This window comes from uncultured Maritalea sp. (genome assembly GCF_937139385.1).
GTDB lineage: Bacteria > Pseudomonadota > Alphaproteobacteria > Rhizobiales > Devosiaceae > Maritalea > Maritalea porphyrae_A.
In genome coordinates, this window is record NZ_CAKZPW010000150.1 from 1 (window position 1) to 16,746 (window position 16,746).

At 49.8% G+C, this 16,746-nt stretch carries 17 protein-coding genes; 4 read left to right on the top strand and 13 right to left on the bottom strand.

Annotation, left to right across the window (positions count from 1 at the left end; genetic code table 11):
• From Q0231_RS06150 to Q0231_RS06175, 6 genes are all read right to left on the bottom strand, one after another.
• The coding region (locus Q0231_RS06150; protein ID WP_299346377.1) for an AEC family transporter at positions 1-378 on the bottom strand (378 nt) is incomplete at its 3' end.
• A gap of 109 nt (positions 379-487) precedes the next feature.
• Positions 488-1,939, bottom strand: coding sequence for a M81 family metallopeptidase (locus tag Q0231_RS06155; RefSeq protein ID WP_299346380.1), 1,452 nt, complete (start codon positions 1,937-1,939; stop codon positions 488-490).
• A 13-nt stretch (positions 1,940-1,952) separates the two neighbouring features.
• The gene (locus Q0231_RS06160) at positions 1,953-3,869 is read right to left on the bottom strand and encodes a family 20 glycosylhydrolase (RefSeq protein WP_299346383.1); all 1,917 of its coding nucleotides are present in this window, start codon (positions 3,867-3,869) and stop codon (positions 1,953-1,955) included.
• Positions 3,870-3,926: 57 nt separating this feature from the next.
• Positions 3,927-4,706 (bottom strand): SDR family oxidoreductase, encoded by a 780-nt coding sequence (locus tag Q0231_RS06165; RefSeq protein ID WP_299346386.1) that lies wholly within the window; start codon positions 4,704-4,706, stop codon positions 3,927-3,929.
• 27 nt (positions 4,707-4,733) lie between these two features.
• Positions 4,734-5,600 (bottom strand): MurR/RpiR family transcriptional regulator, encoded by an 867-nt coding sequence (locus Q0231_RS06170; protein ID WP_269392666.1) that lies wholly within the window; start codon positions 5,598-5,600, stop codon positions 4,734-4,736.
• Between the two features lie 8 nt (positions 5,601-5,608).
• The gene (locus tag Q0231_RS06175; protein ID WP_269392667.1) at positions 5,609-6,007 is read right to left on the bottom strand and encodes a RidA family protein; all 399 of its coding nucleotides are present in this window, start codon (positions 6,005-6,007) and stop codon (positions 5,609-5,611) included.
• 109 nt (positions 6,008-6,116) lie between these two features.
• Here Q0231_RS06175 and Q0231_RS06180 point away from each other — a divergent pair, with 109 nt between their 5' ends.
• The 3 genes from Q0231_RS06180 to Q0231_RS06190 are packed head-to-tail and all read left to right on the top strand — an operon-like array spanning position 6,117 to position 9,211.
• A complete protein-coding gene (locus tag Q0231_RS06180) occupies positions 6,117-6,602 on the top strand; it encodes a hypothetical protein (protein ID WP_299346392.1) in 486 nt (161 codons plus the stop codon).
• Positions 6,603-6,613: 11 nt separating this feature from the next.
• The gene (locus Q0231_RS06185) at positions 6,614-8,095 is read left to right on the top strand and encodes a M81 family metallopeptidase (protein ID WP_299346395.1); all 1,482 of its coding nucleotides are present in this window, start codon (positions 6,614-6,616) and stop codon (positions 8,093-8,095) included.
• A gap of 24 nt (positions 8,096-8,119) precedes the next feature.
• Positions 8,120-9,211 carry a D-TA family PLP-dependent enzyme gene (locus Q0231_RS06190; RefSeq protein WP_299346415.1) on the top strand — a complete coding sequence of 364 codons (1,092 nt, stop codon included), beginning with the start codon at positions 8,120-8,122 and terminating at the stop codon, positions 9,209-9,211.
• A gap of 3 nt (positions 9,212-9,214) precedes the next feature.
• On the opposite strand, the gene Q0231_RS06195 is transcribed toward Q0231_RS06190, so the two are convergent.
• Positions 9,215-9,661: a PaaI family thioesterase gene (locus Q0231_RS06195; protein WP_299346398.1), complete on the bottom strand. Its 447-nt coding sequence runs from the start codon at positions 9,659-9,661 to the stop codon at positions 9,215-9,217.
• 166 nt (positions 9,662-9,827) lie between these two features.
• On the opposite strand from Q0231_RS06195, the gene Q0231_RS06200 reads away from it, so the two are divergent.
• On the top strand, positions 9,828-10,217 hold the full coding sequence (locus Q0231_RS06200) for a nuclear transport factor 2 family protein (protein ID WP_299346402.1): 390 nt from the start codon (positions 9,828-9,830) through the stop codon (positions 10,215-10,217).
• Between the two features lie 77 nt (positions 10,218-10,294).
• Here Q0231_RS06200 and Q0231_RS06205 read toward each other — a convergent pair whose 3' ends face one another.
• From Q0231_RS06205 to Q0231_RS06230, 6 genes are all read right to left on the bottom strand, one after another.
• Positions 10,295-11,419: an ABC transporter ATP-binding protein gene (locus Q0231_RS06205; protein WP_299346404.1), complete on the bottom strand. Its 1,125-nt coding sequence runs from the start codon at positions 11,417-11,419 to the stop codon at positions 10,295-10,297.
• Between the two features lie 71 nt (positions 11,420-11,490).
• On the bottom strand, positions 11,491-12,705 hold the full coding sequence (locus Q0231_RS06210; RefSeq protein WP_269392673.1) for a sugar ABC transporter substrate-binding protein: 1,215 nt from the start codon (positions 12,703-12,705) through the stop codon (positions 11,491-11,493).
• A 42-nt stretch (positions 12,706-12,747) separates the two neighbouring features.
• The gene (locus Q0231_RS06215; RefSeq protein ID WP_269392674.1) at positions 12,748-13,590 is read right to left on the bottom strand and encodes a carbohydrate ABC transporter permease; all 843 of its coding nucleotides are present in this window, start codon (positions 13,588-13,590) and stop codon (positions 12,748-12,750) included.
• Positions 13,587-14,477, bottom strand: a complete 891-nt coding sequence (locus tag Q0231_RS06220; RefSeq protein ID WP_269392675.1) for a sugar ABC transporter permease — start codon at positions 14,475-14,477, stop codon at positions 13,587-13,589. Before Q0231_RS06220 ends, Q0231_RS06215 begins: the two co-directional genes overlap by 4 nt.
• Complete coding sequence (locus tag Q0231_RS06225; RefSeq protein WP_299346409.1) at positions 14,478-15,677, bottom strand: Gfo/Idh/MocA family oxidoreductase; 1,200 nt, start codon at positions 15,675-15,677, stop codon at positions 14,478-14,480.
• Between the two features lie 174 nt (positions 15,678-15,851).
• Positions 15,852-16,601: a copper homeostasis protein CutC gene (locus Q0231_RS06230; protein ID WP_299346412.1), complete on the bottom strand. Its 750-nt coding sequence runs from the start codon at positions 16,599-16,601 to the stop codon at positions 15,852-15,854.
• Positions 16,602-16,746: the final 145 nt, after the last annotated feature.

Below are 16,746 nucleotides of genomic sequence, written 5' to 3' on the forward strand. Positions count from 1 at the left end.
GATCGGCAATGCTTCAACACCATAAGCGCGCTGCACAATTGGAATGCCGAGCAATACTGTATTGGTGAACCAGCCAGAAAATCCAACAGACACCGCCTCACCGGGACGATAGGCAAAGGTTTTGCGCGCCAGCACAATGCCCAACACGAAGCCCGCCAAACCCGCAACATAGAATGGCGCAATGATTTTTGGGTCTAGCGCTGTCGCAAAATCGAGCGTCAGCATGGCGCGGAACAACAGCATTGGCGCTGCAAAATTATTCGTGAATGCAATCAGCGCGCTGATGCCACTGCCGGGGAAGATCTTGAGCTTTACCGCTACATAGCCGATCAGAACGATCACAAAAACGGGGGCGATAACATCTATGACGAAATACATAAAGCTGGCAGGCTTTCTGGCAGAGTGTCCAATTGGACCAACCCAACCAAATGGGGAAAGAAGCCAGCAAAGCTTAATCGGGCAATTTCAGATCGTCAATTGGTCAAACCTATTTTGATGTCACACGCGCGGAAGTTTTGCACTTTGGTCTAAACGCAAAGTCACTCTCAAACGGATAGGTTGGTTTTGGCCGATGCAAGTTTTGCAGCGAGGCTATATCTTGGTTCACCGCTCCATCGGTTAGCGCCATGAGGTTGGGATTGGCGATTTGAGCCATGGCGGGGGAAATATAGCCACACTTGATAACGACGATCCGCTCTTTGGTGAGATCAAGGCCAAGCGGTTCGACATTTTCAGGTTCGTGAAATGTGTACCGCCTGTCTGAGATGACAATCCTGATGCCGTTACAGTTGAGCAATGCAATCCTGTTGCCGCGCTTATTGTCTTTGGCAATTTTCTCAATGCGCACATGACCTTGCCATGGCGTTGAACGGGCTGGGTCCAGTGTGGCACCCAGCCAGATATCGGTGAACACCCCTTCCCCCAATTTGAAGCATTGTTGCACCGCCGGTGCGTCAGCAATGCCGATGATGAGCGCTCCACGAACATTGTTTTGCACGCAATATCGCAACACGCACACGCGATCACCCACGCCACCACCGCCCGGATTGTCACCCGAATCTGTTAGCACCACTGGGTGCGTTGGGCTTTTGATTGCTTTGGCCAGCATATCGGACAATGAACCCGTGACGGGCCCAAACTTAAACTCAGCTCGCACGTCGAAATAGCTTTGTGCCAATTGCTCGGCGGATTGCCTGACAGTAACTTCGTTCGTGCCTGTAATTACCGCTGCGGCGTTTGCGCGTTCCACATCTGCCCACACGTAGCCCACCATCAAAGATGCATCGGTGATACCATCGATCTTGTCGAAACCGGGGAGTTGTGCATATAGCGATTTTGCAGGTTCATCTACAGTGCTGGTGCGTTCGCCAGGCAATAGCACCGGAATGGGTACCCACCCAACAAATGGTCGTTCGCCAGTTTCAACAACATTAATCAGATTGTTGAGCGCCCGCTCCATTGTTTCAAGCGTATCAATATGCGGGGCGTGCCGGAAGGCTGTAAACAGATCGATTTGGTCGATGATCTTTTGCGACAAGTTGCCATGCAAATCGAATGAAACGGAAATTGGACAACTTGGCCCCACACGTTTTCTGGCGGCTTCTATCCAATCGCCTTCCGCATCCTCCAAACCATCAACATGCACTGCGCCGTGCATGGCCAAATAGAGGCCATCGATAGGCGCATCGGTTAAGGCGAGTTCGAGCCTTGATAGGAACTCTTGTTTGAACAGATCGTAGGTGGAGCGGCTGACCGCACCACCCGGGGTTGATCGCGCATGCATAAGCGGCACAATTTCTGCCTTTGATCGGGGCAAAAAGCTGAAAAAATCAGAGATCATCAAATCGTCGCCACGCAACACTTTGAAGTCCACTGTTTTTTGCAGCACATCTGTGTATGTGCTGCATTCTGTGTGCAAACCGCCTACGGCAATGCGCATAAACTTGGCTCCCCTAAAGGCGCGGCAAGTAACGCGATTGCGCCGCAAAACGCAGCCAGTTTTTATTCTCCGGTTGCGTCCAGCCCGCTTCCGCAATGGCACTGAGACGTGGGAAAACCATGTGGTTGAACAGCTCGCGTGTGATCAAATGTTCAGACCAAATGCACGCTTGCACGCCTTTAAGGCGCTCAAGATGCTCGTCAGGGAAATCTCCTGCGGCTTCATACTCATATGTGGTTTGCGGTGAAGCGGTGCCGGCCCAGCTTGCGCCGGGTTCCTGCCATTCTTCGGACTGTGCCATATCAAGGTAATAGGCTTGGCCCGGTGTCATCACCACATCATAACCTTCCTCGGCCAAGGCAATGCCAATTTCAGGCTTTTGCCAAGCGAACATGAGCGTACCGCCTTCTTTGTCGATGCCGCCGCCGTGTGAGACTTCGTCCCAACCGGCAACGATTTTGCCCTTCTTCTTGATCATCTTTTGCACTTTGCCCAAGAAGTGAGCTTGCACCTGCATCGTACCGTTCAAACGTTCTTCGTTCATCAAGGCTTCAACCGCTGGAGATTCCATCCAAGAGTTTTCGTCCACTTCATCGCCACCCACATGGATGAATTTAGAAGGAAAGAGTTCTGAGATCTCTTCAACTACCGTTTCAATGAATTTATATGTCTGCGGTAGACCGGGGTTGATAGCGTTGTTTGGATAACCTTGGATAGAGCGATAGCTTTCTTGTGGCTCATCTGGGTCGCGAAGTTCGGGATAGGCCGCCAAAACAGCCGTACAGTGTCCCGGAATATCCAGCTCGGGCACAATCTCAACATTCAAGCTCTGGCCGTGGGCGATCAACTGTTTGATCTGCTCTTGCGTATAAAACCCACCATAGGTTTCAAAACCCGACCCCAATTGGGCGGGCATGGCTTCGTTTGCGCCGCGCTTTGCGCCAGCGTTAGTGAGTTCAGGATAACCCTTAATCTCCACGCGCCAACCTTCGTCGTCGCTCAGGTGCCAATGCAGCACATTCATTTTGTTCCACGCCAAAATATCGACAAAGCGTTTTACACTTTCAAAGGGGTAGAATTGGCGAGAAACATCTAAGTGAGAACCGCGCCACGAAAAGCGGGGCGCATCTTCAATGGAGCCAGCGGATGGGAATTGGAATTTGCTCGGGTCTTCTTTTGGACCATTGATGATCTGTGCAAGGGAAATCAAGCCATTGATCAGCGCTTTGGCTGAACCATACTGCATTAAAACAGCATCTGAAGCGAATTTGATTGCATAGGCTTCTTCAGCAAGTTTTTCATTTTGTTCAAGGTTAAGCGGCAGACCTGCCGGTACGTCAATCAATGAGAACGGGTTTGGAATGTCCGTGAACAAACGATCGCTCAGGCCATTCACATCTGCGGCGGCGGCTTTTTCTGCTCTTGTGGCGCGCGCTACGGTCAGTGCAACAGGTGCGTCGGCGAACTGTGAAACAGAGATTTTGTTTGGCCAAGGCGACAGCGAAATCGGCAACTCCAATTTACCTTCTGGCACCAAAACACCCGCTGTTTTGCTTGGTCGCCCTTCAAGCGCCATGTCGCCCGTGGCAACAGTGACGTGCGTTCCGTCAGCAAGTGTTAGATAGGCGGATTTTGGCCCGTCGTTGCGGTGCTTTGGAATATGGGTGAGTTTTTCAAGTTCAAATGTCCAGCTTTCGCCCGGCGCAAGCACCAAACCATCGATGGGGTCGAATTCGTGGAAGTTGGCAAACCGACGGATGAATGTGGCGTTGTGAGTGATCACGTCCTTGGACACGCGCAACAGCGAGGTGTAAGCCAATCGAAAACCACTTACGGGCTTCTCTGACAGATTGGTCAGGGTAAGGATCATCGACCCGTTCTTTGGATCTGTTTCTCGCCAAATGGCGTTAAGACGGAACTGTGATGTCATGATATAAACTCCTCTTACGGGCGTTTTATGGTTGTGAACGTTTGTTTATCTCTGATCTTAGAAGTCAGATGATTGTGAAAATGTGCCTGCCAATTCAGCTTGACCTGCCGTCAAACCGCAATCAACGGGCAGACAAATCCCGGTAATTGCATTTGCTTTATTGCTGGTGAGAAAACTCACTGCATCAGCGATGTCTTGTGGGTCCGCGACGCGCTGCAAGGGATACCAACGCTTTGCTTCTTCAAAGACTTGCGGGTTTTGTTTAGCCCGGTCGTTCCATGCTTGGGTGCGCACCGTGCCCGGAGCAACTGCATTAATGCGCATGCCGAACTTGCCGTATTCAACCGATGCGAACCGGGTGAAGTGCACCAGTGCCGCCTTCATGGCGCTATAGCCGGGGTGCCCGTAAACACCGAAGCCATTGACCGAAGCAATGTTGGTAACAATGCCTTGGTTTGCTTTGAATGCACTCTCCAGTGTTTTAAAGCAGGCAACCGCGCCTTTTAGATTGATGTCAAAATCACGCTGCCAATTGTCAATTGTGCTTTCTTGAATGGAAGCGCCTGTAATTGCACCGACATTATTGACCAACGCTTTTGGCGTACCCAGTTCTTGTGCCACAGCCAACATGGATTGCTGATCTTGCTCGTTCAGAATATCGCATGTAAGTGCACGGGCCGTACCGCCATTTTTGGTAATAAGATCGATAGTTTCTTTGTTGAGATCCTCAAGAATATCCAAGCACAGAACGGCAAACCCATCATTTGCAAGCTGAATAGCAATTGCTCGGCCAATATCGCCGCCAGCCCCTGTGATAATTGCAACTTGTTTGCTCACAAATCGTATCCCTATTTAGTCATGGCGCTAGTCGCCCAAAGGTTGAGAATCATCACCATCGCGATGAGTGACCAGTTGGCTCTTGATCCGCCGCAGTGGCTCGATCGCCAAGTCTTTGCGCTTGATCGCAACCAAATGGGCAACAATGTCGATGGCAGCCAAAAAGGCGAAACGTGCAGAAGAAGGTCGCAATACGTCGACGCCCTCAGCCAAATCGATGCCGATATTTGTTGCTGCGGTCTCCGCCACCAAACTATTTGGTTTGCTGATCGTGATCACCTTCGCACCATAGCCAGATGCAACGTCCAATGCCCGCACCAATTCTCGATTGCGTCCAGAAATGGATAGACCAATGACCACGTCATTTGCGGACACGGTCGATGCGGTCATCAGTTGCATCGAGTGGTCATTTGAAGAGGATGTGCGCAAACCCAATCGAAATAAGCGGTTTTGCAACTCACCAGCGAACAAAGACGAGTTACCGCCTGAACCAAAAGCATAGACCATATCAGCCTTGGCAATAGCTGTCGCAGCTGCGTCTATCGCGTCCATATCTAGATGATCGTGCAAAGAGTGTAGCACCGACTGGGCGCGGGTTAAGATGGTTTCGACAACTTCTTGCACGTTGGTGGCGTTAGATTGGGGTTCTTCATATCGCTGACCGATAAAGGCGCTCTGCGCCAAACGGACCTTGAACTCAGAAAAACTCTGACACCCAAGCCGGCGACAAAAACGTGTAACCGTTGGTGGCGATACTTCAGCACGAGCTGCCAACTCAATAATGGACGCGTTCACCGCGAAGGGGCGATCATCAAATATGATGCCCGCTATGCGCTGTTCTGAGCGTGATAGCCCATCCATTTCTTGGCTTAATGTACCTAGAATATCGACCATATTGCTATTTAGCCTCGTGACTTTCGATTGGGATCGAAAGCAACACAATCCACTTCTACCTTGCAGTCAACCATTAGCGCGGATTGCACACAGGCGCGCGCGGGCGGATGTTCGCCAAAATAGCTCTTATATACGCCATTGAACGACCAGAAATCACGCGGATCATCAAGCCAAACGCCGATGCGCACGATATGTTCTGTGCCGTAGCCAGCCTCATCCAATATTGCCAACAAGTTTTTGATTGCTACATGTGTCTGCTCAACAATATTGCCACCAACGACTTCACCGTCTACCATGGCAACCTGACCAGAAACGTGCAGCCAACCATCGGCTTCCACAGCCCGCGCAAAGGGGAGATTTTGGCCACCTGCGCCGCTTTTTTCGGCACCATAACGGATGATTGACATTTCAGTTCTCCAACGAATTTATGTAAATTATTTTCTTGTTGATTGACATATCAACAGAATTAGGCGAGTTTTTCCATAGAAAAAACACAAAAAATGAAAATAATTTGTCATGCCATCACAATTTACAAATCCGTTTCCAAATTCCGATCCAGATCGTTCTGCGATTTGGGAGATGCTTGTTGAGCGCGATATCACTGCCTTTTTGGCGGCAGATTGGTCAATGGTCGAAAATGACTTCGCGCCAGATCGGTTCATGGGCGTACATGGTCATAATAATGCCAACCCAGACCACTGGCGTTTGGCATTCCCTTCCCTTGACGAATATCGTGACGAGTGGCTGCGTCAAGCGCAGGAGTTTCAGAAGGAAAGCTACCAAGACGACCCACGGACAGCGATTTTTTCTGCCACTGTTTTGCGCGACATTGAAATCAATGGCGACCGCGCGATTGTGCACAAGAAGTTTGGCGGCCACATCACCAAAACTGATGGCAGCAAAGACATTTTGAACTGGCAAACGGTCTATTATTGTCACCGAATTGGCGGCACTTGGAAGATTGCTGGCTTTAATGGCTATTTGCCAAACCCAATGGGTTAGGCCCACCTATTATGACCAAACGCTTTTTTACCGCTGTTCTTGCCACCGAATCCAATACGTTTTCGCCTATCGCCATTGATCGGCGTGGGTTTGAAGCATCGCTTTATGCCCGCCCTGGCGAGCACCCAGAAACACCAACGCTTTGTTCTGCACCTTTGACCGAAGGGCGAAAATGGGCAGCCGAACGCGGTTATGAGTGGATCGAAGGCACGGCCGCATGGGCAGATCCAGCTGGATTGATCAATCGACAGGCCTATGAAGGGCTGCGAGATGAGATATTAGAGCAACTTCAAAAAGCCATGCCGGTGGACGGGGTTGTGCTGGGTTTACACGGCGCGATGGTGGCGAACGGGTATGACGATCCAGAAGGTGATTTGTTGTCGCGCATTCGTGGGATTGTTGGACCAAATGTCATTGTGTGTGCCACGTTTGATCCACACAGCCAACTGACAAAGCAGCGCGTGGATGCACTTGATTTCTTCCTCGCGTTCAAAGAATTCCCGCATATTGATTTTGTCGAACGGGCGCAAGATTTGCTGCGCATACTTGATGAGACTCTTGCGGGCAACGTTACGCCTTCAGTGTCGGTATTTGACTGCAAAATGATAGATGTATTCCCGACATCATTTGAGCCAATGCGTTCATTTGTTGATGACATCATCAAGCTAGAAGATGCCGACACTGAAGTGCTGTCTGTTTCCATCATCCACGGCTTCATGGCGTCCGATGTGCCGGAAATGGGCAGCAAGTTGGTTGTGGTGACCAACAACAATAAAGCAAAAGGCGACAAGTTGGCCCACGATTTGGGCATGCGTTTATTTGACATGCGCGGCAAAGTTATGCCCGAGCAGATGGATGAAGTGCAGGCCGTTAAGGAGGCCATGCAAACCGCCAGCGATAAGCCAGTTGTGATCACCGATGTGTGGGACAATCCGGGTGGCGGCACGGCGGGCGACGCCACCGTACTACTTGCAGAACTCATCACGAAGGGGGCCAAAAATGTCGCTGTTGGCACCATTTGGGACCCGATTGCGGTGCAGATTTGTTTCGCTGCTGGCGAAGGCGCAACCGTTCCCTTGCGGTTTGGCGCCAAATCAGCCCCGCATACCGGTTCGCCAATCGATAAGAGTGTAACGATTAAGAAACTGGTCGCCGGTGCCGAGCAAAGATTCGGTGATAGTTTTGTGCCCATGGGCGATATCGCCACCATCGAGTTTGATGGCATTCAAGTGGTGCTGAATTCCACGCGGGCGCAGAGTTTTGATAAGAGCCTTTTCACTGTTGCGGGCATTGATTATGCGGCAAAAGACATTTTGTTGATAAAATCAACCAATCATTTCTATGATTCATTTGCACCAATCGCTGCAAAGATATTATATTGCTCCGCAGGACGACCCTATCCAAACAACCCAGCGACCAACGCGTACATTAAAGCGCCAAAAGACATTTGGCCTATGATTGAAGATCCACATGGACTTTCAAGCGCGGTTTAATTTGTTTGACAGTAGGTCACTGATATTTGCAAGAAGCGGTATGCACCAATGGCACAACAAGGTTCAATTTATTCCCTCTCCACACCAGCTGTTTTGATCGACGAAACCATTGTCGATAAGAACATTATGCGGGTGCAAAACTACATGGACCAAGCAGGCTTGAAGGCGCGGCCGCACATCAAAACCCACAAAATTCCTGAGTTCGCAAAAAAACAATTGGCCGCGGGCGCTATTGGCATTACGTGCCAAAAGATCTCTGAGGCGCAGATTTTTGCAGATGCTGGGATCACTGACATTTTGTTGACGTTCAACATTATGGGAGCTGAAAAGCTTGATTCCCTCAAAGCTTTGCATGAACAAATCACGCTATCGGTTGTCGCCGATAGCCGTGAAACTGTTGATGGCTTAGCCGCCACGATGGACGAAAAACACCCCTTGCGGGTGATGGTGGAATGCGACACGGGCGGCCAACGTTGTGGTGTGCAAACCCCGCGCGAAGCACGTGATCTCGCGCAATATATAGCCGACAAACCAAGCCTTACATTCATCGGGTTGATGACATACCCAATGCCAAACGCTGAAGACGATGTAGAAGCGTTTTTCGAACAGACTGCCGGCCTGTTAAAAGAAGCAGGGCTTGAGTGCGAGGTTTTCTCAACTGGGGGATCGCCAAGCCTGTTTAGTGCTGAGCGCGCAACCATTGCTAATGAATATCGCGCAGGCACCTATATCTACAACGATCGATCACTCGTGCGTGCTGGCCATTGCGGTTTTGATGATTGCGCCATGCATATCCTGACCACCGTTGTGTCGCGGCCAACGCAGGACCGCGCTGTTTTGGATGCTGGCTCTAAGGCCCTTACCTCAGACCTGTTGGGCTTCGCCGATTTTGGTTATGTGGTTGATTATCCCGAAGCCGTGATTACCGGCCTGTCAGAGGAACATGCGGTTGTTGATCTTTCAGCTTGTTCGAAAAAACCCAAAATTGGCGAGAAGATTCGCATCATTCCAAACCATACATGTGTGGTTTCAAGCTTGATGAGCCACATATATGTGCACAAGAGTGGTGTATTTGATCGCAAATTGGACGTGGCTGCGCGCGGCAAAGTTTGGTGAGCACTAGTCACGAATAGTTGGATTAAAGACCGCCATCATTGTGGCGGTCATAGTGGCGACTGTTTTTGACTTTGTGTCGCGGTCAAACGCGATTACTTCTGCTTCACAAAAGCTAATGTTTTTGCCCGGTTTGATGACCCGGCCAACAATCGTAAATGTTTCGCCACTCGCTGGCCGCAAAAGGCTTGTCTTGAATTCAACACTCAAGACAGCCGCATCCTCTGGCATCAGCGAAAAAGCCGCATATCCACACGCGGTATCTAGGGCAGTGGTGATTATGCCCGCATGCATAAACCCATGTTGCTGCGTGAATTTGGAATTGAAGGGCAGATCCAGAACAACTTTGCCCGGCTCAACACTTCGCATCGTCAATCCAACCGACTTGCAGGCCGCTTGCAGCGCAAAACTCTTGCGAACACGTTCTTCAAATTTCTCAACCGCGGGTATCATTTGCCACCTTTTATGAACGATTGTTCAATTACATCGAGTTTAGAACAACTATGCTGGCGGTGTAAACTCCGTCCGTTTTGGCGTAATATTGACGATCATTGTCATTTAAGCCACTAGCGACATCGATCATTTTAGCAGAAATTGGCTCCAACAAAGGAGCTGACTTATGAACCAACACCAAGACCTTTTGGACGCTGTGTCTATCTATCTCGATGCTATTTATTACTGCGACGTGGAGAAACTGGACAAGGTGTTCCACCCCGCCTCTAGCCTTTTTGATGCTGACGAGGGCAAAATATTTGTAGACCCGATTGCAAGCTTTCGTGTGGATGTCGCGTCCCGGCCCTCACCTGCCAGCATCAACCAAAAACGCAAAGATGAAATCATCACCATTGATTGGTTGTCGCCAATAAGCGCAACGGTGAAGTTACGGCTGCACGCACATGACAATGTTTTTGCTGACCATCTGGCTTTGGTCTTGGGTGAAAACGGATGGCAGATCGTTTCCAAAGTTTGGCGTTTGGAAGGGAAAACAGAAATAGAGTACAACGAATAGTCAAAAGAAAAGCCCCGTCAAAAACGGGGCTTTTTAGGGTCGTGGGGAGGAACGTTAGGGGGTTGTCCGAACCGCCCTTAGGCGATTTCGGGAACACCCAAAGTCGATAGATCAACGTTGCGCTCAAAAGCACTGCCATCTTCATCAAACAAGTGACAATCTGCTGCGTTAACGCCGATGGTGAAATCCGCATTGGCTCTGATGGGGGCTGTACCTTCTTGAACAGTACAGAACACTTCCTCATCACCTGGCAAGTTGGCATAGGTCACCGTGTGAATACCAAGGCGTTCAACTACATTCGCGTGCAGGCTCAACGTTAGGTCTGATTTTTCCAAACGCGTGTGCTCTGGACGAATGCCAAGGGTGAGTGTTTTGCCTTCAAGGCCGTCACGTGGGGCGACGGGAATGGTTACTTCACCCGCACCGGCAACTTTGACTTTTACACCGGTTTTGGTGGCGCCGGTACATTCAACCTGAATGAAATTCATCTTTGGGTTGCCGATAAACCCGGCCACGAAAAGATTGTCAGGCTTGTGATACAACTCAAGCGGCGTACCAACTTGTGCGATCATGCCGCCATCCAAAACCACAATGCGGTCGGCCATGGTCATGGCTTCCACTTGATCGTGGGTCACATAGATCATGGTGGCATCTAGGTCGTGGTGCAGTTTTGTCAATTCTACGCGCATGGTCGCCCGCAGCGCCGCATCCAGATTTGACAAAGGCTCGTCGAACAAGAACACGCTTGGTTCGCGCACAATGGCTCGACCAATGGCCACACGCTGGCGCTGACCGCCGGACAATTCGCCTGGCTTGTGCTGCAAACGATCATCAAGCTTTAGAATGCCTGAAGCAATCATCACTTTCTTTTCGACTTCTTCGTTCGATAGTTTGTCGACGCGAAGCGGGAACGCAATGTTCTCATAAACTGTCATGTGCGGGTAAAGCGCATAGGATTGAAACACCATGGCAATTCCGCGTTTTGCTGGCGCCAGTGCATTTACGATCCGGTCGTCAATATGCACGTCGCCTTCGGAGATTTCTTCAAGCCCGGCGATCATGCGCAACAAGGTTGATTTGCCGCAGCCAGATGGCCCAACGAATACGATGAATTCACCGTGCTTCACGTCTAGTGAAACACCCTTGATGACTTCAGCTGTACCGAACCGCTTTTTTACATTATCGAGCTTGAGTTGACCCACGGCCATTCTCCCAATTACTAGAATTCTTGAAGGGTGAGACCCGGCCAATTTCGCCGGATCTCACTATTTGCTTATTTGTATTCTTCGAGTTCTTCTGCAGCGTTTGCAACAGCATCCGCAGCAGTAGCTTCACCCAAAATAACAGACTGAATTGCTTCGTTGATTACGTCTTGAAGACCAACATAATCAGTTACGAAAGGCTCAGGACCACCTGTTGGGATTGTGTCAAGGAACGCAGACCAAGTTGGATCTTCTGCAACCAAGTCAGCAACACCGGCAACGTTACGAAGTGGTGTAAGGCCAGCGGCTTTTTCGAAGGCAAACTGGTTTTCTGGGTTGGTTAGGAATTTAGCCAAATCAACAGCTTGTTCTTCAACGCCTGAATTTGCAAACACTGCCAATGAGTCAGTGATCAACAGTGTACCAGGACCACCTTGTGGACCAGCTGGAACGCCAGTAACACCGAAGTTGATGTCAGCAAGACGAGCACGTGCCCAAGGACCATCGATATACATACCGATACGGCCTTCAACCATCAATGGTGTCAGTTTTGCGCGGTCATAAGCAATAGGGCCAGGCTGAGCAACTGAAGCCATTTTTACGCCATAGAATTCTAGCGCTTCAACGTTATTTGGTGAGTTGAATACGATATCACCGTCTGCGTTGATCACTTCACCACCGTTTGTGTAAACGTAGTTCATGAACTGGTGCATAGTGTTATCGAAAGAAGCAGCAGCCAAACCAAAGCCATCGGCGTCAGTTTTTTCTTTAATGGCAGCCGCTGCGTTATACATTTCGTCCCAAGTCTTTGGACCAGCTTCTGGATCTAGGCCAGCTGCTGCGAACAAATCTTTGTTCCAGTAGAGCGCTTTGGTTGAGAACGCACGTGGTGCACCCCAAATCTGACCATTTGCTGTGACAGTTCCAAGAACTGGTGCAGCATAGGTTGCTTTTTCTTCGTCAGTGTACTCAAGCGGAACGATCAACCCATTGGCTGAAAGTTGCTTCAGTGTGCGTGACCCCATGTATGCAAGCGCAGGTGGGTTGCCGGCTGCAGCCAAGGTTGTGGCTTTATCCTGACACTGGCCCCAAGCTACATACTCAAGGTTGATTTTGTAACCTGGGTTAGCAGCTTCCCACTCAGCCATGTGAGCTTCAGCGAAATCTCCACCCCAAGTATTGTCGCCACACTGGATCATGTGCAGGACTTTGTCTTCAGCGACTGATGCTCCAGTGGCTGCGCCCATGACGAGCGCGGTGCCGAGCAAAATTTTTGCTAGTTTCATTTGTGAACTCCCTTTTTGTTGCCAAGATTGTAACATCGGTCCTTACTCTTTCACCGCACCAGCGGTTAAGCCTGCGATGATGTATCGCTGAAGGAAGATGTAGATGATTAGCACTGGCAAGATGCCAACCAAACTCGCAGCCATCAATTCGTTCCAAAGAACGGTCTGACGACCAAAGAACTGGTAGATCCCTACGGGTAGTGGGTGTAGGTCTGTTGACGAGTTGAACGTCAATGCGAACAAGAACTGTTGTGCGTACGCCCCAATGAAAGTGGCGATAGCCACCACCACGATGCCGGGCATCGCAATTGGAATGATGACGCGACGCAAAATGTATAGTCGTGATGCGCCATCAACCCATGCGGCTTCTTCAAGCTCACGTGGTATCTTCATCAAGTATGAGCGCAACAGCCAAATGCCTGTTGGGATCAAGAATGCTGCCCCTGGGACAATCATGGCCCAATAGGTGTTCAACCAACCAAAAGCGCTCATCAGCTTAAACAATGGAATAATCAGCACAGCACCGCCAACCATGTTGATGGCAAGGAATGTGCCAAGCAATGCATCGCGACCTCTAAACTGGAAGCGGGCAAACGCCCAGGCCGCCGGAATAACTGCAATCAATGCAATCACAGTAACCGCTGTGGCAATGAAGAAGCTGTTGAGAATGTAGACGTGCAGTTTGGGCACGCTTTTCCACATTGTGAAATAGGCATCAAAGCTCATATTTTCGGTGATGATTTTGTACGGCACTGAATTGATTTTGTTCAGTGGACGCAGCGACACCAAAAATGCTTCAAAGAACGGCGCTAGCGTAAAGCTTAGAAAGACCGCAATGCCTGCGTAAATGCCTACTTTTTCCCACCATTTGTACTTGTTGATCATTTGCCCAAGCTCCGTTTTGCAAAGCGCGAAATCATGTAGAAGTAGAATCCGGCAAATGAGGATAAGAAGATCACGATCATCACCGCTCGGGCTGAGCCCTCACCATATTTGAAGCGCGAAATCGCGGTTTTATAGGTATCAATTATCATCGTTGTTGTGGCGTCGCGTGGACCGCCTTCAGTCAAAATCCAGATGATGTCAAAAGAGTTGAAGGTCCAGATCGCTGACAGCAAGCCCATTGTGGCAACCGCTGGCATGATCAGTGGCAAAGTAATGCGACGGAAACGATACCATCGGCTTGCACCATCAACCCAAGCAGCTTCGTGCAGGTCGGTCGAAATCGACTGCATTGCAGCGAGAAGGTAAATCGTGACCATCGGCGTTCCAACCCAAACGTCGGTAACGATTGTCGAATAGAAAGCTGAATCTCTTGTTGCAAGGAATTCAAATGGACCTGAAAGGATGCCCAAATTCTGCGCCACGCCTGAAATCATGCCAAACTGGCCGTTGTACATCCAGCGCCACATAAATACGCCAATCGCAATTGGCACAATCCATGGCGGCATCACCAACAAACGGAAGAAGCCACGGCCCGCGACGGCTGAGTTTAACAACATCGCACCGGCAATACCCACAACCATTTTAAAGACCACAGACAGCGTCATCCAATAGAATGTTCTGGCTACAACCTCTGGAAATTTCTTCGCAAAGATTTTCTCGTAGTTATCAAGCCCGACAAAATTGGTGACCGGCTTCAGTGAGGAATCGGTAAAGGACAGCCAGAACGTTTGAGTAAGTGGCCATGCAACGATGAGCAGCGTGATAAGCAGCGCTGGCACCAGAAGCAGATATGGAAAAATGTTTGGGCGTCCCCCAAGTGATTGCATTTATGCAACCTCCCCATTACGCAGGTTAAAATTGTCGAACCGCGCCCACATTGCTGTGAGGTCCACGACCTGGCGCGATTGACGGGCTTCGTCTAATTTGATTGCAGTTAAACCCGCTGCCAGCCCATCCAAGATGGAAACTGGAAGGGGCGTGCCTTCGCGCATATGCGCAAAGATGTCTGCAATCATTTGTTCATCAGCTCCATAATGAACGGATAGCTCCGAACTTTGATAGCTTTTGTCTTCTAGTGTTTCGCAAGACTTGGCATCGGTGAGCTTGAAGTAGTTGCGAATGAAATCGCCTTCCGCCATGCCCTTTGAACCAATTACGGCAAAGCGGCGAAACTCGTCGGGCACATTCATATTGGTGTGGAAGCACAGATTGGCACCACCCTCATATTCAATGATTGCGGTTTGATAATCGATGATGTCGCCGTCGCCACCAAAGACTTTATCTGACCCCATCCAACCAGAAGGTTTAGACTGGTAAACTTCAATGTCGTTTTCAGTTTCACGCGCAGGCACAAAACTTTTGCGGCCACCAAAGCTGGCTACACGCATGGGACGTGTGCCCACAAGACCGTTGTACAGATCGATGTCGTGGCAGCACTTTTCAAGCATGAAACCACCCGAAAATTTCGAGTAGCGGCGCCAGTCACGCATGAAGAATCCACCGTGATAGGGTGCAATATGCTCAGAGGCTTCAATTGAAGCGATATCGCCCAACACGCCCTGGTCGCGCGCCTTGATGAGGTCGCGATAGAGCGGCGCATAACGCAACACCAAGCCGATCATCAATTGATCGGTGTTCCCGCCATTTTTGGCCAACAAATCAAGCAATTCAAACGTTTGCTCTTCGGTGGTTACCACCGGCTTTTCGGTAAAGGTTTTCACACCCGCTTCAAGCGCTGTGCGAATGTGATCAAGGTGCATGTGGTTGGGGGAACCGATCATCAATAGATCAAGGTCGCCCTCTTCTATCATCTGCTCTAGGCTGTCAAATTGACGACCTGGATTGAACACGCGCAGGGTAGAAGGATCAATGTTCAATCCCTCAACACCTTCACCTTTTACAAGTGGCAAACCAGCAGGCGACGGATCGACATAGCCGACAAATTCTACGTCTGTTTGCGTTTGACCGATTACTTGCGCCAGATAGCCCAATCGATAACCAAGACCAACTATTCCAATCTTTGTCACAGCGTCGACCTCCCATCGCACCCTATGTAATTTATTTTCTCATATTGGGTGAATATTTTCACTAGGTCAACGAAAATGGCACGTACATTGGGTGTATTGTGAAATTTATTTACATTTCCATCTATTGAATATGACGGATATCCAAAAATCCGTTCGGATTTTGACATGGCGACGCTAAACATTGGCCACCTCCAAACGCACAGAATCGATGAGCTGACGCAGGTTGCTAACGTTTTTCGTTATCGTTTGACGCACGCCTTGAGCGGGAGTGAAAGACATGGCCTCCACTTTGCCTGATGATGACTTTTGCCACGCCGAGCATGATGCGTGGATGTTGTTGATGCCAGCAATACCTAAAAGCGTTTCAACGTTGGAAAGATCAACGCCCGAACCGGGCATAATTTCAAGTTGCTCTTTTGCAGCTTCAACCATTTGAGCAATTGTGTCTTTGCCTTCAATGGCAGTTTTTGCGCCACCTGATGTCAGAATGCGATCAATGCCGACGCTTCGTGCTTGTTGAACGGCTGCAACGGGGTCCGGCGTTAGATCAATTACACGATGCAAGGTACATTCCATGCCGCTTGCTGCGCTTCGCAATTTTGCCAATGCATCTAGATCAAGCCTATTGTCTGCCCTAGCAACACCCAACACAACACCGGCAAGACCCAAGCTTTTCGCCTGCACGATATCGGCACACATAATGTCGATTTCGGCCGTCGAATAGCAGAAGTCTCCGCCGCGCAGTCGGATCATCGCATGAACGCAAACATCAAAACGCTGTGCAGCGCGCATGAAGCCATAACTTGGGGTTAATCCCCCCTCGCTAAGAGCAGCACAAAGTTCAATTCGATTTGCGCCACCTGCAACGGCTGCTTCCAGAGAAGCTAAGCTATCCACACAGATTTCAAGAATGACACCAGCCATTATGCAACCCCTTTGAATGAAGCAACATCAAGTTGGGCCGCGCCAACAAGGCCCGCATTCTTTGCAAATGTAGCGGGCACAACAAGCGCTTGGTCAGTTGGGAAAAGCGTACGCTCACGCACTTTGGTATCGAGTAGAGAGATCA

Bases quoted from the DNA above. Each gene is read 5' to 3' on its own strand.
- Q0231_RS06155 (WP_299346380.1), bottom strand. From the start codon at position 1,939: ATGCGCATTGCCGTAGGCGGTTTGCACACAGAATGCAGCACATACACA.
- Q0231_RS06160 (WP_299346383.1), bottom strand. From the start codon at position 3,869: ATGACATCACAGTTCCGTCTTAACGCCATTTGGCGAGAAACAGATCCA.
- Q0231_RS06170 (WP_269392666.1), bottom strand. From the start codon at position 5,600: ATGGTCGATATTCTAGGTACATTAAGCCAAGAAATGGATGGGCTATCA.
- Q0231_RS06175 (WP_269392667.1), bottom strand. From the start codon at position 6,007: ATGTCAATCATCCGTTATGGTGCCGAAAAAAGCGGCGCAGGTGGCCAA.
- Q0231_RS06180 (WP_299346392.1), top strand. From the start codon at position 6,117: ATGCCATCACAATTTACAAATCCGTTTCCAAATTCCGATCCAGATCGT.
- Q0231_RS06185 (WP_299346395.1), top strand. From the start codon at position 6,614: ATGACCAAACGCTTTTTTACCGCTGTTCTTGCCACCGAATCCAATACG.
- Q0231_RS06195 (WP_299346398.1), bottom strand. From the start codon at position 9,661: ATGATACCCGCGGTTGAGAAATTTGAAGAACGTGTTCGCAAGAGTTTT.
- Q0231_RS06200 (WP_299346402.1), top strand. From the start codon at position 9,828: ATGAACCAACACCAAGACCTTTTGGACGCTGTGTCTATCTATCTCGAT.
- Q0231_RS06210 (WP_269392673.1), bottom strand. From the start codon at position 12,705: ATGAAACTAGCAAAAATTTTGCTCGGCACCGCGCTCGTCATGGGCGCA.
- Q0231_RS06215 (WP_269392674.1), bottom strand. From the start codon at position 13,590: ATGATCAACAAGTACAAATGGTGGGAAAAAGTAGGCATTTACGCAGGC.
- Q0231_RS06220 (WP_269392675.1), bottom strand. From the start codon at position 14,477: ATGCAATCACTTGGGGGACGCCCAAACATTTTTCCATATCTGCTTCTG.
- Q0231_RS06230 (WP_299346412.1), bottom strand. From the start codon at position 16,601: ATGGCTGGTGTCATTCTTGAAATCTGTGTGGATAGCTTAGCTTCTCTG.